Below are 21,264 nucleotides of genomic sequence, written 5' to 3'. Positions count from 1 at the left end.
TGCGGTGTAGCTTGATTTGCGTGACGTACTTCGCGGACCTCAGCTCGCGGCAGGTCGCGGCACTGGCGGACGGCGACCGCACGCCGGTGCTGCTGCTCCCCCTGGGCGCGATCGAGCCGCACGGGCCGCACGCGCCGCTGAGCACCGACCCGCTGATCTCCCGCGGGATGTGCGAGCGCGCGGCCGACCGGCTGGCCGCCGACGAGGACGTCCACGTGCTCGTGCTGCCCGAAGTGCCCTACGGCGTGACGCGGTTCGCGGCCGGGTTCGCCGGCGGTGTCCACATCGGCGAGGAGACACTGCACTCGCTGCTCGTCGACATCGGCGCCGCGCTGATCGGCCAGCGGCTCCGGCGGATCCTGCTGGTCAACAACCACTTCGAGCCCGCGCACCTGATCACGCTGAGGCGCGCGGTCGAGACGCTGAACTTCGCCTACGACGGGCGTGTCGCCCTGCTCGACCTGGTCCGGCGGCGGCACGCGCAGCGGCTGACCGAGGAGTTCCGCTCCGGCGAGTGCCACGCGGGTCGCTACGAGACGTCGCTCGTGCTCGCCGACCGGCCCGAGCTGGTCGACCAGCCGCTGATGCGGACGTTGCCGCACGTGCCCGTGAGCCTCGCTTCGGCCCCCGAGGATGGCGGCTTCCGCGAGATGGGGATGTCCGCCGCCTACTGCGGCCAGCCCGCCGAAGCGACCGCGGAAGAGGGCCTCGAAACCTTCTCGACGTTGACCGACCTGCTGGTGGAAGCGATCCGGGAGCTGGCCCGTGAGTGAGCCGTTCAACCTCGCCACGTACTTCCTCGACCGGCACGTGGCTTCGGGGCGAGGCGACCGGACCGCGCTGTTCGTCGGGGATCGGTCGGTGAGCTACGACGAGCTGGCGCGGCTGGCCAACCGCGTCGGGCACGTGCTGCGGGACGCCGGTGTCCGCAAAGGACAGCGCGTGCTGCTCGCGCTGAGCGACGGCGAAGAGTTCGTCGCGACCTGGTACGGCGCGCAGAAGATCGGCGCGGTCACCGCCGAGGTCTACCCGTTCCTCCAGCCCAAGGACTACACGTACTACCTCGGCTACACCGAGGCCGTCGCGGTGGTCGCCGACGCCGTCACGCTGCCCGCGCTGCGCTCGGCGGGCGCGCGGAACCTGCTGGTCACCGGAGTTCCGGAGAGCGAGCTGCTCCCCGGCGAACGTCCATTCCGGACACTCGTGGACGCCGCGCCGGACACGTTGGAAGCGGCGCCGACCACTGTGGACGACGTCGGGATCTGGAAGTTCACCACCGGCAGTACCGGCGCGCCCAAGGCGTGCGTGCACACCCTGCGCAGCCCCATCGAGAGCTTCCAGCGGTACGCCGTCCAGGTGCTCGGGTTGCACGAGGACGATCGCGTGCTCGCCGTGCCCAAGCTGTTCTTCGGCTACGCGCGCGACCTGGTGGCGCTGTTCCCGTTCGGGGTCGGCGCGGCCGGGATCGCGTTCCCCGAGCGCAGCACGGCGGACCTGATGTTCGAGCTGATCGCCCGCCACCGCCCGACCGTCCTCGTGAACGTGCCGACCATGATGAGCGCGATGGTCGCACACCCGGCCGCCGCCGAGCAGGACCTGAGCTGCCTGCGGATGACGACGTCCGCCGGCGAGGCGCTGCCCCCCGAGCTGCACCGGCGGTGGGACGCGACCTTCGGGGTGCCGGTCGTGGACGGGATCGGCTCGTCCGAGGCCTACCACATCTACCTGTCCAACCGCCCGGGTGCCGCGCGGGCCGGCACGCTCGGCACCGAGGTGCCCGGCTACCGCGCGCAGGTCGTCGACGAGCTGGGAAACCCGTTGCCGGATGGGGAAATCGGGCCGTTGCGGGTGACCGGGCCGACGATCGCGCTGGAGTACTTCGGCGATCTTGAGAAGTCCAAGAAGACGTTCGACGGCGACACGCTGACGTCCGGCGACCTGTTCAGCCGGTCCGAGGGGTTCTTCCGGCACCACGGCCGCGCCGACGCGCTGCTGAAGGTCGGCGGAGTGTTCGTCGCGCCCGGCGAGATCGAGGACTGCCTGCTCGGCCACGCGGCGGTCGTGGACTGCGCGGTGGTCGGCCACGAGGTCGACGGCCTGGTCGTGCCGCGCGCGTACGTCGTCCTGCGGGCCGGTGCGGCGGCGTCCGCGGACGAGCTGAAGGACCACGCGAAAGCCCACCTGGCCAAGCACAAGTACCCCCGCGAAGTGGTGTTCATGACGGAACTTCCCCGGACCGCCAACGGAAAGCTCGACCGGCGCGCGCTGGCGGGCCCGGCATGAGCCGCCTGGTCGTGGTCACCGGCGGCACGCGCGGGATCGGCGCCGCGATCGCCGAGCGGTTCCGGTCCGCGGGAGACAAGGTGCTCGCGCCGGGCCGGGCCGAATGCGACGTCACCGACGAAGACGCCGTCACGGCTTACTTCGCGGCGGCGGGACCGGTCGACGTGCTCGTGAACAACGCCGGGATCTCTTCCAGCGCACCGCTTTCGCGGACGTCGCTGGCCGACTGGCGCGAGCAGATCGAGGTGAACGCGACCGGCGCGTTCCTGTGCACGCGCGCGGTGCTGCCGGGGATGCGCTCGCGGGACCGCGGCCGGATCGTCACGGTGGCGTCGACGGCGTCGCACGTCGGCTACCGCTACACGGCCGGGTACACGGCGTCGAAGCACGCGGCGGCCGGGCTGATGCGGGCGGTCGCGGCGGAGCTGGCCGGCACCGGCGTCACGGCGAACGCGGTCTGCCCGGCGTTCGTGCGCACCGACATGACGGCGACTTCGGTGGCGCGCATCCAGGAACGCACCGGACGTTCGGTGGACGACGCGGAGTCGGCGCTGGCGGCGGCGTCCCCGCTGGGCCGGCTGCTGGAACCTTCGGAGGTGGCGTTCGCCGTCTCCTTCTTGGCGGCGCCCGAAGCCGCCGCGATCAACGGCCAGACCCTCGTACTCGACGGCGGAGGAATCCAGTCATGAGCCCGTTCCGCGCGACCGCACCGCTGACGAAGGAGTGGGAACACTTCGGGTTCACCGTTTCCGACGGCGTGGCGACCGTGACGTTCACCCGGCCGGAGAAGCTGAACGCGCTGACGTTCGACGTCTACGCCGACCTGCGGGACTTGGTGCTGGAGCTGCCGCAGCACGAAGACGTGCGGGTGCTGGTGATCACCGGGCAGGGCCGCGGGTTCTGCTCCGGCGGCGACGTCGAGGAGATCATCGGCGAGCTGCAGAAGTTCGAGACGGCGGAGCTGCTGGAGTTCACGCGCATGACGGGCGCGGTGGTGAAGGCGCTGCGCGAGTGCCCGCTGCCGGTGATCGCGGCGGTGAACGGCGTGGCGGCGGGCGCGGGTTCGGTGATCGCCCTGGCGAGTGACTTCCGGCTGCTGGCGGAGTCGGCGAAGTTCGCATTCCTGTTCACGAAGGTGGGGCTGGCCGGGGCGGACATGGGGTCGGCGTACCTCTTGCCCCGGCTGGTGGGCTTGGGCCGCGCGACGGAGCTGCTGATCCTGGGCGACAAGGTGTCGGCGTCGCGGGCGTCCGAGATCGGTCTGGCCACGCAGGTGGTTCCCGATACTGACTTGGCGGCCACCACTTCGGCGTTGGCCCGCCGCTTGGCGGACGGCCCGGCGCTGGCGTACGCGACGACGAAGGTGCTGCTGACCCGCGAGCTGGACATGGACCTGGGCAGCGCGATCGAGCTGGAAGCGATGACGCAGGCACTGTTGATGACAGCCAAGGACCACAAGGAGTTCTACGCGGCGTGGTCCGCCGGGCGCGAACCCCGGTGGACCGGCCGCTGACCTCTCAAGCGAGCAAGCGGTTTCGCAAGGTCGCGAGCTCGGGTTCGGACAGCCCGTTCCCGAGGAGGAAGCCGGGCATCGTCAGCGACGCGACCGTCGAGGTGAGGGACGCTTCGATGGTCGTGTCGTGGCTCGCGAGGACCTCGGTCACCGCGGTGAGCTGGTCCCGGGCCCCGAGCTCGTCGTACCGCTGCTTCATCCGGTCGTAGGTCAGCAGGTAGTCGGCGATGATCGCCTCCGGAGCCGCGCCGGCCAGCGTGAGCAGCACCAGGGCGAGCAGCCCGGTCCGGTCCTTGCCGCCGGCGCAGTGGATCACCACGCACCCGGGCGCGGCGCCGGCGATGGCCCGCACGGCGGCGATCACCGGTTCCGGGTGCTCGGCCAGCAGGGCCGGGTAGTACAGCGGAGAGCCCAGGTTGTCGATCTTTTCCCAGTGCTCGTAGAAGGGCGTGCCCACCGGGTCCAGCGGTGCGCGCACGGTCGTGATCCCGGTCGGCCTCGGCGCGCGGTCCGGCCCGCATTCGTCGGCATTCCGCAGATCGACGACGGTCCGGACCCCGTAGGCCCAGGCCGCCGCCCACCCGGCCTCGCTCAACCGATCCGGCGCCTCCATCCGGACGATCGCGCCCGGCCTGACCTGCCCCAGCCCGCCCAGATCACGGACGTTGACACACCCGTCCCACAAAAGCTCTCTGCCACCGGTCATGTCCGCAGGACGCGTCGGCCACCGTTCCGGTTGGGTCGCTCAGGGCACGACTTCGGCGAGGCCGATAAGGTTGCCTTCGCTGTCGCGGAACCACGCGGCCCGCTCGCCGCTGCCCTTGCTCGGGTAGTTCCCCTGGATCTCGACGATGCCGCCGTCCCCGTACTCCTCGAAGACCACGCCACGTTCGCGCAGGGCCGCGACGGCCGCTTCGAGGTCGTCGACGTAGAACCCGGCCTGGGTGAAGGACCCGTCGGACACGCCTGCCGAGGCGTACAGGCAGAAGACTCCCGACGCGCCTTCGTAGCGGAGTCCGCCTTCGCGCTCCTCGACCGGCTCGAGGCCCAGCTTTTCGCTGTACCAGCGCCGGGCGCGTTCGAGGTCCTGGGTCGGGAGACGCGATTCGAACCGGACATTGCTCAGCATGTTCTCATGCTAGGTGGCGCCCCATATGCTTGCTCGATGGTCGACTGGGGCAATGTTCCGGCGTACTTCGGCGGGCTCGCGCTCGTGCTGACGTTGACCGTTGTCCAGCGTGATCGGCGCGAGAAGGTGCGCGACCAAGCGAACAAAGTAGCCGCCTGGGTGCAGCGATCCCGCACTGAGAATGAACCACACCGCATCCTCATCAAAAACGCGAGCGACCTTCCGTGCACGAGTCTGCTCATCTGGTCAACAGTCGGCTACCGCAACCCGTCAGCGCTACGCCTCTCGAAGACCTTCGGCGAAGATACAGACAGAGGTGGCAAGAAGCCCGACTATGAGCACGCCGTCGGTCCGGGTGAAACCATCGTCCTGCTCGAGACAAGTGAGGATTGCGCAGTCCGCGGACTCGAATTCGTCGACGCCGCCGGACGCAGGTGGTCGAGGTATGGGTCACAGCTCGTCCGGCTCGATACGATCGCCGGACGCGTCTTCCGTCGAACGCGCATGACATTCTGGCGCATCGTCATACGGCTGCGCCGCACCTGGTCCTGACGCATCACCTGAGGGTTGCCGTCACCGCGATCGCGTCTTCCTCCAGCGAACCGAAGTACAGCTTCCCCTGCCACTCCCGCACCCCGACGAGCATGTGGAACCCGTCGATCTCGCCGCGCAGCTCGCGCTCCACCTTGCCGTCCGCCGCGACGCCCAGGACTCCCACCTCACGCCCGGGCCGGGGCTGCAACGACGTCGGGAGCGCGCGGACGCCCGCCCGCAGGAACGCCGGCATCCGGCGGACCACGTCCAGCGCCGGCACCTTCGGGGATGCCTGCGTGATCCAGATCAGCCCGTCGGTGCCCGTCGAAATGTTGTCCGGGAAGCCCCACAGCCCGTCGACGAACACGTCCGACCGGCCGTCGCGCAGCCAGACCCGGGATACCCGGCACTCGCCCGTCTCCGCCACCGCCACGAACGACTCGTCCGGGGCCAGGGCCACGCCGTTCGCGAACTGCAGGCCGTCGAGGAGCAGGTCGATCGAGCCGTCCGGGGAACGCCTGAGCAGCCGGCCGCCGCCGGTCTGCTCGATCAGGTCGTCGCGCCAGTTGTCGATGCCGAAGCGGCGCGACGAGTCCGTGAAGTACACCGTCCCGTCGGCAGCCACCGCGGCGTTGTTGCAGAACACGAAGTCGAGACCCAAAGCGGAAGTGGCCAAGGTCGAAACCGCGCCGCCGGCCAGCGGCACCACCAGCAGGCCAGCCCGCGCGTCGCAGATCAGCAGCTCGTCCTCGCCGTACAGCTCCAGCCCCAGCGGCCGCCCGCCGGTGTCGGCGATGACGTCGATGCGCCGGCCGTCGGGTGACAGGCGCAGGATGCGGCCGTCGTCGACGCCGGCGTAGATCCGGCCTTCGCCGTCGACCACGACGTCCTCCGGGCCGTGCCCGTTCACCGGGATGACCGTGACCTCGCCGAACCGCATCGAGCGCCTCCTACCGATAGGTGAGCAACCGGGCCGCGTCCGCCTCGAAGTGCGGATGTTCGTTGAAGGACAACAGGGTAACGCCACCACGGCCGGACACCAGCTTCGTGATCCCGCCGTTGACCGTGACGCGGTTGAGCTTGAGCAGCCCGGCTTCCGGCGTCCCCATCAGCAGGCCGCAGAGCGTGGCGATCACGCCGCCGGAGGTGAACACGACCGCGTGCTCGCCCTTGCCCAGCGACGCCACCAGGTCCGTGAGCGCGTCCCGGCAGCGGGCTAGGAACGCCGGCCACGTCTCGGCGCACGGGCCACCGTCTCCGGCCGAGGTCCACGCCGTCAGCGCCGCGTCCAGGAGCCCTTGGTACGCGCGGGAATCCTCCTGCGGCGCACCTCCGGCGTGGTGCAGAGCGATGTCGACGTGGTCGTACTCGTTCCAGCGCGCGTCCTCGACGACCGGGACATCGGTGCCGACGACCTTCAGCGCCGTCGCCGCGGTGTCCCGCTGCCGCGCAAGCGTTCCCGACCGGACCTGACTGAAGGAGACGTTGCGCCGCAGGAGTTCCGCACCGACCACAGTGGACTGGTCGAAGCCGCGCGGGGACAGCGCGTCGTAGTCCTCGGCCCCGAACGACGCCTGCCCGTGCCGGACCAGGTAGATCGCGCCCACTCAGGCACTCCCCTTCGCGATGATCTCCCGGCAGCGCCAGTCGAGGTACCCGACGAACTGCCAGAAGTCCTTGAACGCCGGGTTGCGGGTGGCGCCGTCGTGGTAGCGCCGGTACAGCTGCTGCAGCACCGCGGCGAGCCGGAACAGGCCGTAGACCTCGTAGAACCGCCAGTCGCCCACGGCGAGCCCGGTCTTCTCCGCGTACCGCGCGACGAACTCTTCGCGCGTGAACGTCCCGGGCAGGTGCGTCGGCTGGCGGCGGCTCGCCTGCATGACGTCGTCATCGTCGGCCTGGACCCAGTAGGCGAGCATGCTGCCCAGCTCCATCAGCGGGTCGCCGAGCGTGGCCATCTCCCAGTCGAGGACCCCGGCGATGTTCAGCGTCGACGGGCCGTCGAGGACCAGGTTGTCGAGGCGGTAGTCGTTGTGGATCAGGCAGATCTTCACCTCGCCGGGCTGGTTCGCGGCCAGCCACGCGCGGACCTCGGCGAAGTCGCCGACGTTGTCCGTGCGCGCCGCGACGTACCGGTCCGACCAGCCGCGGATCTGCCGTCCGACGTACCCCGCGCCCTTGCCGAGGTCGGCGAGCCCGGCCTTCCCGACGTCGACGGCGTGCAGGTCCACCAGCCGGTCGACGACCTTGCCGGACAGCGCCCGCGCCTGCTCCGGCGTGAGCGTCACGCCGTCGGGCAGGTCGCCCCGCAGGATCAGGCCGTCCAGTTTCTCCATGACGTAGAAGTCGCCGCCGAGCACGGCCGGGTCGTCCCCGAACGCCAGCATCCGCGGCACGTACGGGAACACCGGCCGCAGCGCGTGCTGCACGCGGTACTCGCGCCGCATGTCGTGCGCCGACGCCGCTTTGGGCCCGGCGGGCGGGCGGCGCAGAATCAGCTCGCGGCCGGGGTAGGTCAGCAGGTACGTCAGGTTCGACGCGCCGCCGGGGAACTGCCGGACGCGCGGCGGCTCGGCCCCGAGGCCCTCGACCCGCCCGGCCAGCCAGGCGTGCACCGCGGCCGGGTCGAAGGCGTCTTCCTCGCGCACCTCGACGGTGGTCATGCGAACTTCCGCAGCACCGACGCCGGCACCACGCGCATCGCGAGGCTCAGCGGCACCCACGGCCACGCCGGGACGTAGGCCCGGGCGCGCTCGGCCTCGATCGCCTTGACCAGGGCCCGCGCCCCGCTTTCGGCCTTGGCCAGCAAGGGGTTCTTGCCGATCCGGTCGTTCATCTCCGACTCGATGTAGCCCGGCCGGATGTCGGTGACGGTGATGCCCTTGCGCTTGAGTTCCAGCCGGGTGCCGTCGACGAACGCCGAGATCCCGGCTTTCGATGCGGCGTACGCGGTGAGGTTGCCCGGCAGGCCGCGGATCGCGCTGAACGACGAGACGACGGCGAGGTGCCCGGCGCCCTGCTCGCGGAAGATCCCGGCGGCGGCTTCGATCTGGGCGGCGGCCGCGACGAAGTTGACCTCGAGGGTCTGCCGGTTGGCGTCGAACCGGCCCTTCCCGACCGGCTGGCCCTTCCCGAGCCCGGCGTTCACGATCACCCGATCGAGGGACCCCAGCTCGGCGCGGAACTCTTCGAAGACGGCGAACACGCGGTCGTGGTCGGTGACGTCGAGGGTGCGCGTGACGACCTTGATCCCCGGGTGCGCGGCGGTCAGTTCGGCCGCGAGCTTCTCGAGCCGCTCGGTGCGCCGGGCACACAGGGCCAGGTTGCGCCCCTTCGCCGCGAACTGCCGGGCCATACCCTCGCCCAAACCGCTGCTCGCGCCGGTGATCAGGATGTTCTTCCGGACCGTCATGCCCAGAACTTACAGCGGCGCGAAGCGCCTCCGTTGAGGGTGGTGGAGGGGAGGAAGGTGGAGGCTACCCGGAAGTAATAAGACCGGTGGCCCGGCGCTGGGGGCGTCGCCGGGCCACCGGTCATCGCGCGGCCACCCCGGCCGGTCGCACAACGCGGCCGGGTGAGCCGGAGCCGTTGTCCACGGCTTGTGCCCGCACCCGGATGGGCCGTGAGGGGGAGGCGGAGCCACCGGCGCGGGCAAGGTCATACAAGCGCGTCCGCCCAGGCCGGGGCAATGGTTCACAGTTGCCAGTACTAGCCCGTTCGCCTGATCGGCCGCCGGGGCCCGGCCACCGGCAACCCGGGCGAAGACGGGCGCGGACGGCCGGGGAGATCCTGCTAACGTGCACGATGTCGGGGATCGTCGGGGGACGGCACGGGGCGGGTCGGATCGGCAATGGCGAGCAGCACGGCGGGCGGTCAGCAGGGTGAGCGCACCGCGTTCGCCACCCACCTGCGCGCGGCCATCGCCACCAGCGGCCTGTCCCTCGACCGGATCCAGGCGCGGCTGCGTGCCCGCGGCGTCGTCGTCAGCGTCACCGCCCTCAGTTATTGGCAGTCCGGCAAGCGCCAGCCGGAACGGCAGAGCTCGCTCTCGGCCGTCCGCACGCTGGAAGAGATCCTCGACGTCCCGGCCGGGTCCCTGCTCGGGCTGTTGCCCCCGCCCCGGCCCCGCGGCGGTGCCGGCCGGCGCCAGGCGGGCGGCGAGCCCATGTCGTTCCCGCGCGAGACGCTGCAGCCGCTGCTGGACAAGGTCGGCGCGCCGGACGCGCTCGAGCGTCAGCACCCGCTGAAGCTGGTCGGGCTGCACGACCTGTGCGAGATCGCCGAGGACGGCGGCCAGCGCGCGGTCACCGCGCGGGCGGTGTTCCAGGCGGGTGCCGACGGCCAGGACCGCTGGCTGCTCGTCTACACCCAGGACGACCCGGCGGCCGGCGCGCCGGAACTGCACGCGGTGCGCAACTGCCGGGTCGGGCGCGCCGAGGTCGACGAGGCCCACGGGCTCATCGTCGCCGAGCTGATCTTCGACGAGCCGATCGACCGGGGCGAGACGCACCTGATCGAGTACACGCTGACCAACGGCGGGCCGCCGTACCCGGAGTGCCGCAACACCTGCTACCGCGAGTTCCGGCGCCCGGTCCGGGAGTACCTGCTGGAGGTCCGGTTCGCCCCGGGCACGGCACCCGAGCGGTGCTGGCAGTACACCCGCAACGGGGCGACGGGCTCCGGCACCCGCCGCCAGCTCAAGCTCGACGGCGGCGACGGCGTGCACGCGGTGGCGCTGGACTTCGGCCCCGGCGTCTTCGGCATCGACTGGGACTGACGTACCCGGACAGTCGGTTCGCGTACCCAGACAGTCGGTTCGCGTACCTGGGCAGTCGGTTCGTGAGCCGACCCTCCAGGTACGCGAGCCGACTCTTCCGGTACGTGAGCCGACCCTCCGGGTACGGCGTCAGCCCAGGTGGGTGGCCGCGAGGGTGGCCAGTTCGGTGCGGTTCGCGATCCCGAGCTTGGCGTAGACGTGCGCGAGGTGCGTCTTGACCGTGCCGCGGCTCATGAACAGCCGGGCGCCGATCTCCGGGTTCGTGCCGCCCTCGGCCGCGAGCCTCACGACCTCCAGCTCGGTCGGCGTCAGGCTGCCCCAGCCGCTCGACGGCCGGCCGCGCGCACCCCGGGTCCGGCGGACGAACGCGACGACGTCGTCGAGGCTCATCGGCGCTTCGCCGGTCGCGAGCCCGAGCGCGTCCAGCTCGGCCTGCTCCCCGGCGCGGCGCGGAAAGCCCAGCTCGGCGCGGACGCGGGAGGCCGAGACGAACACCCGGGCGGCGTCGGCGTCGCGGCCGGTGCGGGCGAGGAGCGTGGTCAGCGCGTCCAGGCTGCCCAGGACGCCCAGGCGCAGGCCGTGGTCGAGGCGCAGCGCCAGCGCCTCGTGGTGCAGCTCGGCGGCCTGCTCCGGGCCGGCCAGGTATCCCTGCTGGTCGAGGACCTCGGCCAGAGCCGACCGCAGGCCCCAGCGCCGGGTCAGCTCGACGGCGGTGGCGAGCACCTCCGCGGCCTCCTCGGCGCGGCCCAGCGAGCGCAGGATGGCACCGCGTTCGGCGAGCCCCTGCGACGCCATGTACGTCCCGGGGATGGCTTCGCGCTCGAACCAGCGCGCGGCCTCTTCGAACTCGCCGCGACGCCGGTGCAGCTCGCCCATCACCCCGGCCATGCCCGGCACGAAGACGTCGCCCGCGGTTTCGAGGAGCCGCAGGAACGGTTCCATCACGCGGAACCCGGCGTCGACGTCGCCGGCCAGGCAGTGCACGATCGCCAGCCGGCACAACGTCGTGTTGACGCGGTGGAAGTCCCCGAGCGGCGCGGCGACCTCGACGGCGCGCTCGGCGAATTCACGCGCCCGCGGCAGGTCCGCCGACACGAGCGCGCTCGCCGACTGGGCACTGAGGACCGTCGATGCGAGTCCGCGGTCGCCGCGGCGAAGGAGCCCTTCGGCCGCTTCGGCGAACAACGGATCGGCTTCGTCGTGCCGGTCCCGGGCGTGGAGGATGATCCCGCGCAGCATCAACGCACTGTCGCGCGCGAAGCCGTCTCCGGCGGCTTCGGCGACCTTCTCGGCTTCGAGAGCGAGGTCCCAGGCAGCGTCGAAGTCCGTGTACAGGTGCCCGAGCGCGGTCAGCGAAAGGCATCGCGCGCGAAGCCCCGCCTCGCCGAGTTCGGTGGCGATCTCCAGGCCCAGGCGTGCGGCCTCGCCGTCGAACGGCGCCGTCGTGTCGGCGACCAGACCCATCCCGGTGAGCAACCGGGCCTGCAACGCCGACCGCTCGTCCGGGCAGCGGGCGACCGCGCGCTTCAGGTACGCCAGGCCCTCGTGGCCGCGGCCCCGCAGGTTCCACAGCCACGCGACGGCGGCGGCGAGCCGGCGGCCTCGCGTGGGATCTTCCTGCGCCAGCCCCCATTCCAGGGCCGCGCGGAGGTTGTCGCGCTCGGGTTCCATCCGCGCGCGCCAAGCGTCCTTGTCCCGGTCGAGGTCGGGCTCGGCGGCTTCGGCGAGGGCGAGGAAGTGGCCGAGGTGGCGATCGCGGGCGGCGTCGGCCTCCCCCGCCTCGGCCAGCCGCGCCGCCGCGTACTCGCGCAGCGTCTCCAGCAGCCGGTAGCGGCCGTTTTCGGCCAGCACCAAGGACTTGTCGACGAGCCGGCCCAGCGCGGGCAGCGCGGCCGGGCCGCCCGCCGCGTCGAGCGTGAACCCGCCGGCGAACACGGCGAGCCGGCGGAACACCGCGCGGTCGTCTTCGCCGAGCTGGTCGTGGCTCCACGCGATCGACGCGGCCAGGGTCTGCTGCCGTGCCGGCACCCCGCGCGGGCCACGGGTGAGCAGGGCGAACCGGTCGTCGAGACCGGTGTCGATCTGGTGCGGGGTAAGGGTTCCGAGCCACGCGGCGGCGAGCTCGACGGCCAGCGGGATGCCGTCGAGCCGGGTGCATACCGACCGGACGGCGGCCGCGCTCGAAGTGTCCAAAGTGAACAGCGGCCGCACCGCGCCGGCCCGTTCGACGAACAGCGCGACGGCCTCCTCGACGGCCAGCGGCGGCACCCGCCACACCGTCTCCCCCGGCACGCCGACGGGTTCCCGGCTGGTCGTCAGCACCGCGACCTCGGGGCACGACCGGAGCAGTTCGACGGCGAGGTCCGCGACGCCGTCGAGGGCCTGTTCGCAGTTGTCGAGGCAGAGCAGGACGCGCCGGTCGCGCAGCTCCGTCGCGACCGAACGGGCGGCTCCCGCACGGGGTTCCACCGGCACACCGAGCGTCGTGGCGACCAGCTCGGCGACCTCGGCGCGCCCGGTGACGGCGTCGAGCTCGACCCACCACACGCCGTCGGGCCACCGCCCGGCCGCCGCGGCCGCGACCTGGGCGGCCAGCCGGGTCTTGCCGCTGCCGCCCGGCCCGGCGAGCGTGACGAGCCGGCCGCCGGCCAGCCGTCCCCGGACCTCGCCGGCCTCGGTCTCGCGGCCGACGAACCCGGTCAGCTGCACGGGGAGGTTGTTCGGGACCGCGTCGAGCGAGCGCAGCGGCCCGGGGGTCCCGCCGAGCTGGAAGATCCGCTCCGGCGCGGTGAGGTCCGGCAGGCGGTGGACGCCGAGGTCGTGCAGCGTGGCGCCGGGCAGGGCCGCGGCGACCGGGGCCGAGAGGAGCGTCCGGCCGTCGGTCGCCAGGTCGCGCAGCAGTTCGCAGCGCCGGACGGCGGGTCCGGTGGGCGTGCCGTCGTCGCGGACCAGCGCTTCGCCGGTGTGGAGGGCGGCGGGTCCGGCGGTCAGGCTCGCGAGGGCTTCTTCGGGCGTGGCGAAGACGACCGGGGGCGCGTCACCGGCGCACAGGATGGTCACGGTGCCGGCGGGGAGGAGTTTCGTCTCGGTCATGGCCCGGCCAGTCTGCCAGCGGATCTCGGCCAGGTGGCAGATGTCCTGGCGCGCGGCGGCTGCGACCTTCGAGGACGTGGAGACGTTCGAAGAGCTGCTGACCCGCTGGCGGGACGCCGAGGCGCGCGGCGACGCGCCCGCGTGGGAGCCGCTGCTGGCCGCGGACTTCCGCGGCGACGGCCCGGACGGCCGCGTGCTCGACCGGGACGCCTGGCCCGGCCGGGCCCCCGCGGGCGCGTTCCGGTGGACGGACCTGCGGGTGACGCCGTCGATCGGCGTCGCGACGGGTCACCGAGACGGCGCGGGTTGCACGGTGGTGGCGGCCCGGCGCGCCGGCGGCTGGCAGATCGTCAACGTCCAGCGCGGCTCATGACAGCTTGGTCCGCAGCACCTTCCCGGTCGCGTTGCGGGGCAGCTCATCGAGGAACTCGACGTCCCGCGGCACCTTGTAGCGCGCCAGGTTCGCCTTGACGTAGTCGCGGACACCCTCGACGTCGAGCTTCGCGCCGTCCGCCAGCACCACGAACGCCTTGAGGCGCTGCCCGAACTCCGGGTCCTCGACGCCGATCACCGCCGCTTCCAGCACGTCTTCCCGCTCGACCAGGAGGTTCTCCACCTCGATCGGGAACACGTTCTCGCCGCCGGAGACGATCATCTCGTCGTCCCGGCCGTCGATGAACAGGAGGCCGTCGGCGTCGAAGTGGCCGACGTCGCCGCTGGAGAGCAGGCCGTCGATGATCTCCTTGTGGCGGCCGTCGGTGTAGCCGCCGAAGCTGAGGCCGCTGCCGACGAAGACCCGGCCGGTGACGTGGGGCTCGGTGACGCGACCGCCCTTTTCGTCGTACAGCGCCACCTTGCAGCCGACCGGCGCGCGGCCGACCGTGCCCGGCGCCTTCGCCCAGTCCTCCGGCGTCGCGACCGTCGCCACCGCGACCTCGGTCGAGCCGTAGAGGTTGTGCACGACCGGGCCGAACGCCTCGTTCGCGCGGTTGCCCAGGTCCGGCGACAGCGCCGAGCCGGCGACGAAGATGATCCGCAGCGCCGACGTGTCGTACTTCTCCCGGACGTCCTTGGGGAGGTCGACGATGCGCTGCAGCATGGTCGGCACCAGCACGAGCGCGGTGCACTTGTGCTCGGCGACGCCGCGCAGCGCCTCCTCCGGTGTGAACTTGCGGCGCATCACGACCTTCGAGCCGAGCGCGAAGGAGAGGATGAACTGCGAGAGGCCGGTGCCGTGGAACAGCGGCGCGCCCATGTAGGTGGCCTCGTTGGACCGCAGCGGGATCCGGTCGAGGAACTGCGCCGAGGCCAGCGCCGAGGTGTGCGGCCGCGGCGCGCCCTTCGGCGTGCCGGTGGTGCCGCTGGTCAGCAGCACGAAACCGCCCGGCTTGGCGGGCGCGGGCCACGGCCGGTCGTCGGTGCTGGCGATGATCTCGGACAGCACCGGCACGTCCCGGCCAGTCAGGTCGCTGTCCGGGTCGACCCAGGCCAGGTAGCGCTCGACGCCGTCGGGCATGGCGTCGAGCAGGCCGGTGAACTCCTGGTCGTACACCAGCGCGGTGACTCCCTCGCGCTTGGCGACGTCGGCCAGCTGCGGCTTCGCGAAGCCGGTGTTCATGAGCAGCAGGCGGACGCCGAGCTTGCCCGACGCGGCCATGGTGATCACCAGGCCGCGGTGGTCGCGGCAGAGCGCGGCGACGACCTGGCCCGGCTTGATCCCGCGCTCCGACCAGGCCCTGGCCAGCGCGTTCGACTGGTCGTCGAGCTGCTTGTAGGTCAGCGGGCCGAGCTCGTCGACGATGCCGACGGCGGTCGGGTCGCGGCGCGCCGAGATGTGGTTCGCGCCGGCGAACGGGCCGAACTTGCGGAGCGCGACCAGGGAGCGGACCCCTTCGTCGAGCCGGGGGAAGGGAACCAGACCGGCCCGCCGCATCACGTCGACGCTGCGGGCCGTCTCGGCCACCTTGTCCGCCACTTGCGTGGCGAGCGCGACCAGACTCATCCAGGCACCTCCGTTGCTGCGGGAAGAGAGCCCATGCCGACGGCAGGCGTACCGGCGGTATGGGGGCTACTGGAGAGTAAACCAACCACGCGGCAAACGCACCAGCCGCGACCGCGCGGAAACTGTCGGTGGTGGTCGGCACAATGTGTTCGTGCAGGTGATCGCCGGGCGGGAGGAGGACGGGAGCTTCACCGTGCATTCTCCGTCCTCGGCGGCGAACGGCCTGGACGAAGCGGGTTTCGTGGCGCTGGCCCGGGAGCTGGAGGCTTCGCTCGACCCGCGGTGGGTGTTCCCCTCGGTGGAGGCGGTGTACCCAGTGCTGGTCGCGGCCGGGCTGCGCGTCCAACGCTGTTACGACCTCGCGCTGGCCGAAGGGCTGCTGCTGGCGTACGAGGGTCAGGAAGGACAGTCGCGGAGCCTGCGCGCGGCCTGGGCCAGGGCGAACGGCGAGGAACCGCCGCCCGACTCGACCGCCGTCGAGCTGGCGCAGCCGACGTTGTTCGAGACCCGCGTGCCGACGCTGCCCGAGGGCGTGACGGTCGTCACGGCGGTCCGGCGCGTGCTCGCGGAGCAGGAGCGGCGGGTGGCCGCCGCCGAGCACCCGGACCGGATGCGGCTGCTGCTCGCCGCCGAGTCGGCGAGCGCGCTGGCCGCGGTGGAGATGTCGGCCGACGGCCTGCCGTGGCGCGCCGACCTACACGAGGCGCTGCTGGTTTCCCGGCTCGGTCCACGGGTGCGCGCCGGAGAGCGGCCGAAGGTGCTGGTCGAGCTGGCGGCGAAGATCACCGAGGCGTTCGGCGGGCGCGCGGTCAACCCGGACTCGCCCCCGAGCGTGGTCCGGGCGCTGGCCCGCGCCGGGATCGAGGTGCCGGCGGCGCGGAAGTACTTGCTGAAGGGCATCGATCATCCGGCTGTCGCGCCGTTGCTGGAGTACAAGGAGCTGTCCCGGCTGTACACGGCGAACGGCTGGGCGTGGCTCGAAGAGTGGGTCGCCGACGGCCGGTTCCGCCCGCACTACGTCGTCGGCGGGGTGGTGTCCGGGCGCTGGGCCAGCCGCGGCGGCGGGGCGCTGCAGATCCCGAAGGTGCTGCGCACGTGCGTCCGCGCGGACCCGGGCTGGAAGCTGGTGGTGGCCGACGCCGCCCAGCTCGAACCGCGGGTGCTGACGGCGTTGTCGGGCGACCGCAGGCTGGCCGACGTCGCGGCGGCGACGGACCTGTACGCGCGGCTCGGCGAGGCATTGTTCTCGGGCGCGCACTGGGTCCCTTTGTCACCGGACGACGACCGGGACGACCGGGCCCGCGCGAAGATCGCGATGCTGTCGGCGATGTACGGCGGCACGTCCGGCGAGGCAGGACCGCTGCTCGCCCTGCTGCGCCAGCGGTTCCCGGACGCGGTGTCCTATGTGGAGCACGCCGCACAGGCGGGCGAGCGCGGCGAGCGGGTCCGCTCCCGGCTGGGCCGGACCTCTCCCGCGCCGTCGGCCGCCTGGCGGGCGTTGACCGGCGGCCTGGCTTCGGACGAGGCCGGCGAGGTGAAGGCCCGCCGGGCGTCCCGCGGCTGGGGCCGGTTCACGCGCAACTTCGTCGTCCAGGCCAGCGCGGCCGACATGACGGCGGTGATGCTGGCGACGCTGCGCCGCAGCCTCCCGGCCCCGGCGCACCTGGTGTTCTTCCAGCACGACGAGGTCATCGTCCACACCCCGGCCGAGCTGGCCGAGCAGGTGTCCACGGCGATCACGGACGCGGTGACGGAGGCGGCAAGGATGCTGTTCGGCCCGGCCTGCCCGGTCCGCTTCCCCCTGCACATCGCCCCGGTCGACACCTACGCCGACGCGAAGTAACCCGTGTCGACCCTCTGATCACGCGAGTCGACCCTCCAATCACGCGTGATGCCCCTTCAATCACGTGCGATGGCCGGAATTCGCGTGACCGGAGACGTGACTCGCGTGATTGAAGGCGTAACTCGCGTGATCGGGGAGCCGACACTCGTGATTGGAGGGGCGACACGGCGTCAGGCGAGGGCGTCGTCGATGGCTTTCGTGATCCGTTTCAGCGATACCGGGTGCGCTGTCCCCAACGTCTGGGCGAAGAACGAAACTCGCAGTTCCTCGATCATCCAGCGGACCTCGTCGAGTGCCGGGGACGACGTTCCCGGCGGAAGGGAAGCGAGCGCCTCGCGATACTCCGACGTGATCCACGCGATGTCCGCTGTCCGCTGCAGGTCGCGCGTCGGCTCCGAAACCAGCTTCTCCAGCCGGCGCGAGATTCCCTGCAGGTACCGGACCACGTTGCGCAGCCGCGAAGCACCCGCCGCCGTCACGAAACCCGGGTACACCAAGCCTGACAGCTGACTCCGGATGTCCGACAGCGACTCCGCCGGGCCGCGCGTACCAGGCAACGCCACCTCGACGTCGTTCGCCGCGCGGAGGATTTTCTCGACGTCCGTCAGTACGTCCAGTACCACCGGGTGCAGGCCCGCTCGGACCTTCTCCAGCAGGACCTTGAACCCGGTCTCGTCGAACACCGGGCCGCCGCCGGCGGCCATCAGGGCGTCCACCGCGCAGTCGACGCAGTCCTCGAGCAGCGCCGCCACGCTGCCGTGCGGGTTCCGGTTCAGCACCAGCTTCGACGAGTTCGACAGCGAGCGCGTGATGAACTTCATCGGCGAGTTCAGGTTCAGCCGCAGCATCCGCCGCGTGCCCGCCCACATCGCGTGCTGCTGCTGGCCCGGCGTGTCCAGCAGCCGCACCGCCACCGACGCGCCTTCGTCCACCAAAGCCGGGTACGCCTTGACGTCGTGGCCGCGCTGGGTCGACTCGAACACCCGGGGCAGCGAGCCGAACGAAGGTTTGGTCAGCCCGGCCTTTTCGAGGGTGTTGGCCGCCTTCGAGATCGTCTCCCGGACCTTCGGCGCCAGCCGCCGCTGCAACGCCGAGACGTCCTTGCCCTCGGCCACCTTCTTGCCGCGCTCGTCGACCACCCGGAACGTCATCTTCAGGTGCTCCGGCACCGACGAAAGGTCCCAGTCCGCGTACGGCACCGTGATGCCCCGCAGGGCGCGCAGCTCGCGGCCGAGCACCTCCAGCAGCGGACCGTCCGAAGGGGACACTCGCGAAAGGACGTACTTCGCGGTGTCCGGCGCCGGGACGAAGTTGCGCCGCAACGCCTTCGGCAGCGACTTGATCAGCGCCGTCACCAGCTCCGAACGCAGACCCGGCACCTGCCAGTCGAACCCGTCCTCGGTCACCTGGTTCAGCACCGGCAGCGGGACGTGCACGGTGACGCCGTCCGCGTCCGCGCCCGGCTCGAACTGGTACGTCAGCTTGAAGACCTGCGTGCCCTGCGTCCACGAGTCGGGGTAGTCGCCCTCGCGCACGCCGCCCGCGGTCTCGTTGATGAGCATGGACTTCTCGAACGAGAGCAGGTCCGGCTGCTCGTGGCGCGTCTTCTTCCACCACGTGTCGAAGTGGCGCACCGAGACGACGTCGGCCGGGACCCGGGAATCGTAGAACTCGTACAGCGTCTGGTCGTCGACGAGGATGTCACGGCGCCGCGCCCGGTTCTCGAGGTCCTCGACCTCCTCCAGCAGCGCGCGGTTCTCGGCGAAGAAGTGGTGGCGGGTCTGCCAGTCGCCCTCGACGAGCGCGTGCCGGATGAACAGCGCGCGCGACATCTCGGGGTCGATCCGCCCGTAGTTGACGCGGCGGTCGGCGATCAGCGGGACGCCGTACAGCGTCACCTTCTCGGTCGCCATCACCGCGCCCTGCTTGCGTTCCCAGTGCGGCTCGGAGTAGTTGCGCTTCACGACGTGCCCCGCCAGCGGCTCGACCCACTCGGGCTCGATCCGGGCGTTCACCCGCGCCCACAGCCGCGACGTCTCGACCAGCTCGGCCGACATCACGAACCGCGGCTGCTTCTTGAACAACGCCGACCCGGGGAAGATGCCGAAACGAGCACCGCGCGCGCCCAGGTAGTCGCCCTTGGCCGGGTCCTTGAGCCCGATGTGCGAGAGCAGCCCGGCGATCAGCGACGTGTGCACGCGCTGCGGGTCGACCGGGGTCGTGTTCGTGTTCAGGGAGATGCCCAGCGGCTTCGCCAGCTGCCGCAGCTGGCTGAAGATGTCCTGCCACTCGCGCAGGCGCAGGTAGTTCAGGTACTCGGTACGGCACATGCGGCGGAACTGGTTGCCGGACAACGCCTTCTGCTGCTCGGCGACGTACTCCCAGAGGTTGAGGTAGGCGAGGAAGTCCGACGTCGGGTCGGCGAACCGCGCGTGCTGCTGGTCGGCCGCCTGCTGCTTCTCCGCCGGCCGCTCCCGCGGGTCCTGGATGGACAGCGCGGCCGCGATGATCATCACTTCGCGGACGCACCCGTTGCGAGCGGCCTCCAGCACCATCCGGCCCATCCGCGGGTCGACGGGCAGCTGCGCGAGCTTGCGGCCGGTGTCGGTGAGCCGCCGGTCGCTGTTCCCGGCGGCCGCGCTGTCGAACGCGCCCAGCTCCTGCAGCAGCCCGACGCCGTCGCTGATCTGACGGCGGTCCGGCGGCTCGACGAACGGGAACGCCGCGATGTCGCCCAGGCCCAGCGACGTCATCTGCAGGATGACCGACGCGAGGTTGGTCCGCAGGATCTCCGGGTCGGTGAACTCGGGCCGCGCCTCGAAGTCCTCTTCGGAATACAGCCGGATGCAGATGCCGTCGGACGTGCGCCCGCAGCGGCCCTTGCGCTGGTTCGCCGACGCCTGCGACACGGGTTCGATCGGCAGCCGCTGCACCTTGGTGCGGTGGCTGTAGCGCGAGATCCGCGCCGTGCCCGGGTCGACGACGTACTTGATGCCCGGCACGGTCAGCGACGTCTCGGCGACGTTGGTCGCGAGCACCACCCGGCGCCCGGTGTGCTGCTGGAACACGCGGTGCTGGTCGGCCGCCGACAGCCGCGCGTACAGCGGCAGGACCTCGGTGCCCCGCAGGTTCGCCCGGTTGAGCACGTCCGCGGTGTCGCGGATCTCGCGCTCGCCGGAGAGGAACACCAGGACGTCGCCCGGACCCTCGGCGCACAGCTCCTCGACGGCGTCGAGGATGCCCTGGGTCTGGTCGCGCTCGTCGTCACCTTCGGGATCTTCGGGGTCGGCCAGCTGCCGGTAGCGCGTCTCGACCGGGTACGTCCGGCCGGAGACCTCGACGATCGGCGCGTCGTCGAAGTGCTTCGAGAACCGTTCGGGGTCGATCGTCGCCGAGGTGATGATCACCTTGAGGTCGGGGCGGCGCGGCAGCAGCTGCTTGAGGTAGCCGAGGATGAAGTCGATGTTGAGGCTGCGCTCGTGGGCCTCGTCGATGATCAGCGTGTCGTACTGGCGCAGCGAGCGGTCGGTCTGGATCTCGGCCAGCAGGATGCCGTCGGTCATCAGCTTGACCAGCGTGTCCTGCCCGGACTGGTCGGTGAACCGGACCTTGTAGCCGACGGTCTGGCCGAGCTCGGTCTTCAGTTCGCTCGCGATCCGGTCGGCGACCGTGCGGGCGGCCAGCCGCCGCGGCTGCGTGTGGCCGATCTGGCCGCGGATGCCGCGGCCGAGCTCGAGGCAGATCTTCGGCAGCTGGGTGGTCTTGCCCGAGCCGGTCTCCCCCGCGACGATCACGACCTGGTGCTTCTCGATCGCCGCGCCGATCTCGTCCTTGAGCCTGCTGACCGGCAGCTCTTCGGGGTATTCGATCTTGGGCACGCTCTCGCGGCGCGACGCGAGGCGCAGCTCGGCCTGGTCGATGTCGGCGGAGATGCGCGCGAGGGCGTCGTCGCGGTCGCGGGCTTTGCGGGCGCCATCGAGTCGCCGGCGCAGCCGCTGCTCGTCGCGCGGCATCAGCTCGGGCAGGCGCGCACGCAGCGCTTCGAAAGGGGATGACGTGGACATGCTTGGACCGAGGATAGCCGTGCGTG

The 21,264-nt window shown here is 71.6% G+C and carries 17 protein-coding genes; 8 read left to right on the top strand and 9 right to left on the bottom strand.

Going from position 1 to position 21,264, the window contains the following annotated elements:
* The first annotated feature begins 20 nt into the window (after positions 1-20).
* Genes AB0C38_RS27890 through AB0C38_RS27875 form a run of 4 tightly spaced genes read left to right on the top strand, consistent with a single transcriptional unit; the run spans position 21 to position 3,796 of the window.
* Positions 21-773 (top strand): creatininase family protein, encoded by a 753-nt coding sequence (locus tag AB0C38_RS27890; RefSeq protein WP_360678573.1) that lies wholly within the window; start codon positions 21-23, stop codon positions 771-773.
* On the top strand, positions 766-2,283 hold the full coding sequence (locus AB0C38_RS27885) for a benzoate-CoA ligase family protein (RefSeq protein WP_360678571.1): 1,518 nt from the start codon (positions 766-768) through the stop codon (positions 2,281-2,283). Before AB0C38_RS27890 ends, AB0C38_RS27885 begins: the two co-directional genes overlap by 8 nt.
* Complete coding sequence (locus AB0C38_RS27880) at positions 2,280-2,972, top strand: SDR family oxidoreductase (protein WP_360678569.1); 693 nt, start codon at positions 2,280-2,282, stop codon at positions 2,970-2,972. Before AB0C38_RS27885 ends, AB0C38_RS27880 begins: the two co-directional genes overlap by 4 nt.
* Complete coding sequence (locus AB0C38_RS27875) at positions 2,969-3,796, top strand: enoyl-CoA hydratase family protein (protein ID WP_360678567.1); 828 nt, start codon at positions 2,969-2,971, stop codon at positions 3,794-3,796. Before AB0C38_RS27880 ends, AB0C38_RS27875 begins: the two co-directional genes overlap by 4 nt.
* Positions 3,797-3,800: 4 nt before the next feature.
* Here the strand turns inward: AB0C38_RS27875 and AB0C38_RS27870 are convergent, their stop codons facing one another.
* Entirely contained in the window at positions 3,801-4,502 is a 702-nt protein-coding gene (locus AB0C38_RS27870; RefSeq protein ID WP_360678565.1) for a tyrosine-protein phosphatase, read from the bottom strand.
* A gap of 39 nt (positions 4,503-4,541) precedes the next feature.
* Entirely contained in the window at positions 4,542-4,925 is a 384-nt protein-coding gene (locus tag AB0C38_RS27865; RefSeq protein ID WP_360678563.1) for a VOC family protein, read from the bottom strand.
* Positions 4,926-4,961: 36 nt separating this feature from the next.
* Here AB0C38_RS27865 and AB0C38_RS27860 point away from each other — a divergent pair, with 36 nt between their 5' ends.
* Complete coding sequence (locus AB0C38_RS27860; protein WP_360678560.1) at positions 4,962-5,477, top strand: hypothetical protein; 516 nt, start codon at positions 4,962-4,964, stop codon at positions 5,475-5,477.
* A gap of 4 nt (positions 5,478-5,481) precedes the next feature.
* Here the strand turns inward: AB0C38_RS27860 and AB0C38_RS27855 are convergent, their stop codons facing one another.
* From AB0C38_RS27855 to AB0C38_RS27840, 4 genes are read right to left on the bottom strand one after another with little or no spacing between them, the layout of a single operon-like run.
* Positions 5,482-6,399 carry an SMP-30/gluconolactonase/LRE family protein gene (locus tag AB0C38_RS27855; RefSeq protein ID WP_360678558.1) on the bottom strand — a complete coding sequence of 306 codons (918 nt, stop codon included), beginning with the start codon at positions 6,397-6,399 and terminating at the stop codon, positions 5,482-5,484.
* Positions 6,400-6,409: 10 nt separating this feature from the next.
* Complete coding sequence (locus tag AB0C38_RS27850) at positions 6,410-7,066, bottom strand: histidine phosphatase family protein (protein WP_360678556.1); 657 nt, start codon at positions 7,064-7,066, stop codon at positions 6,410-6,412.
* Positions 7,067-8,122 carry a phosphotransferase family protein gene (locus AB0C38_RS27845; protein WP_360678554.1) on the bottom strand — a complete coding sequence of 352 codons (1,056 nt, stop codon included), beginning with the start codon at positions 8,120-8,122 and terminating at the stop codon, positions 7,067-7,069.
* Positions 8,119-8,871 carry an SDR family oxidoreductase gene (locus tag AB0C38_RS27840; protein WP_360678552.1) on the bottom strand — a complete coding sequence of 251 codons (753 nt, stop codon included), beginning with the start codon at positions 8,869-8,871 and terminating at the stop codon, positions 8,119-8,121. The genes AB0C38_RS27845 and AB0C38_RS27840 overlap by 4 nt, the downstream gene beginning before the upstream one ends.
* Positions 8,872-9,309: 438 nt before the next feature.
* Between AB0C38_RS27840 and AB0C38_RS27835 the strand changes: the two genes are divergently transcribed.
* Complete coding sequence (locus tag AB0C38_RS27835) at positions 9,310-10,236, top strand: hypothetical protein (RefSeq protein ID WP_360678549.1); 927 nt, start codon at positions 9,310-9,312, stop codon at positions 10,234-10,236.
* 129 nt (positions 10,237-10,365) lie between these two features.
* Here AB0C38_RS27835 and AB0C38_RS27830 read toward each other — a convergent pair whose 3' ends face one another.
* A complete protein-coding gene (locus tag AB0C38_RS27830) occupies positions 10,366-13,329 on the bottom strand; it encodes a LuxR C-terminal-related transcriptional regulator (RefSeq protein WP_360678547.1) in 2,964 nt (987 codons plus the stop codon).
* On the opposite strand from AB0C38_RS27830, the gene AB0C38_RS27825 reads away from it, so the two are divergent.
* Positions 13,328-13,702 (top strand): nuclear transport factor 2 family protein, encoded by a 375-nt coding sequence (locus AB0C38_RS27825; RefSeq protein WP_360678545.1) that lies wholly within the window; start codon positions 13,328-13,330, stop codon positions 13,700-13,702. The two genes, AB0C38_RS27830 and AB0C38_RS27825, sit on opposite strands and share 2 nt — an antisense overlap.
* On the opposite strand, the gene AB0C38_RS27820 is transcribed toward AB0C38_RS27825, so the two are convergent.
* Positions 13,697-15,331, bottom strand: coding sequence for an acyl-CoA synthetase (locus AB0C38_RS27820; RefSeq protein WP_360678543.1), 1,635 nt, complete (start codon positions 15,329-15,331; stop codon positions 13,697-13,699). The two genes, AB0C38_RS27825 and AB0C38_RS27820, sit on opposite strands and share 6 nt — an antisense overlap.
* Before the next feature lie 151 nt (positions 15,332-15,482).
* On the opposite strand from AB0C38_RS27820, the gene AB0C38_RS27815 reads away from it, so the two are divergent.
* The gene (locus tag AB0C38_RS27815) at positions 15,483-17,174 is read left to right on the top strand and encodes a bifunctional 3'-5' exonuclease/DNA polymerase (protein WP_360678541.1); all 1,692 of its coding nucleotides are present in this window, start codon (positions 15,483-15,485) and stop codon (positions 17,172-17,174) included.
* Positions 17,175-17,344: 170 nt separating this feature from the next.
* Here AB0C38_RS27815 and hrpA read toward each other — a convergent pair whose 3' ends face one another.
* Positions 17,345-21,238: an ATP-dependent RNA helicase HrpA gene (gene hrpA / locus AB0C38_RS27810; RefSeq protein WP_360678539.1), complete on the bottom strand. Its 3,894-nt coding sequence runs from the start codon at positions 21,236-21,238 to the stop codon at positions 17,345-17,347.
* Between the last annotated feature and the right edge of the window lie 26 nt (positions 21,239-21,264).

Source organism: Amycolatopsis sp. NPDC048633 (assembly GCF_040650695.1).
In the GTDB taxonomy this organism is placed as follows: domain Bacteria; phylum Actinomycetota; class Actinomycetes; order Mycobacteriales; family Pseudonocardiaceae; genus Amycolatopsis.
This window is presented reverse-complemented; position numbering and strand designations above follow the sequence as displayed.

Coding starts and splice junctions, on each gene's coding strand:
- AB0C38_RS27880 (WP_360678569.1), top strand. CDS start 2,280: ATGAGCCGCCTGGTCGTGGTCACCGGCGGCACGCGCGGGATCGGCGCC.
- AB0C38_RS27875 (WP_360678567.1), top strand. CDS start 2,969: ATGAGCCCGTTCCGCGCGACCGCACCGCTGACGAAGGAGTGGGAACAC.
- AB0C38_RS27870 (WP_360678565.1), bottom strand. CDS start 4,502: ATGACCGGTGGCAGAGAGCTTTTGTGGGACGGGTGTGTCAACGTCCGT.
- AB0C38_RS27865 (WP_360678563.1), bottom strand. CDS start 4,925: ATGCTGAGCAATGTCCGGTTCGAATCGCGTCTCCCGACCCAGGACCTC.
- AB0C38_RS27860 (WP_360678560.1), top strand. CDS start 4,962: ATGGTCGACTGGGGCAATGTTCCGGCGTACTTCGGCGGGCTCGCGCTC.
- AB0C38_RS27855 (WP_360678558.1), bottom strand. CDS start 6,399: ATGCGGTTCGGCGAGGTCACGGTCATCCCGGTGAACGGGCACGGCCCG.
- AB0C38_RS27845 (WP_360678554.1), bottom strand. CDS start 8,122: ATGACCACCGTCGAGGTGCGCGAGGAAGACGCCTTCGACCCGGCCGCG.
- AB0C38_RS27840 (WP_360678552.1), bottom strand. CDS start 8,871: ATGACGGTCCGGAAGAACATCCTGATCACCGGCGCGAGCAGCGGTTTG.
- AB0C38_RS27835 (WP_360678549.1), top strand. CDS start 9,310: ATGGCGAGCAGCACGGCGGGCGGTCAGCAGGGTGAGCGCACCGCGTTC.
- AB0C38_RS27825 (WP_360678545.1), top strand. CDS start 13,328: ATGGCCCGGCCAGTCTGCCAGCGGATCTCGGCCAGGTGGCAGATGTCC.
- AB0C38_RS27830 (WP_360678547.1), bottom strand. CDS start 13,329: ATGACCGAGACGAAACTCCTCCCCGCCGGCACCGTGACCATCCTGTGC.
- AB0C38_RS27820 (WP_360678543.1), bottom strand. CDS start 15,331: ATGAGTCTGGTCGCGCTCGCCACGCAAGTGGCGGACAAGGTGGCCGAG.
- hrpA (WP_360678539.1), bottom strand. CDS start 21,238: ATGTCCACGTCATCCCCTTTCGAAGCGCTGCGTGCGCGCCTGCCCGAG.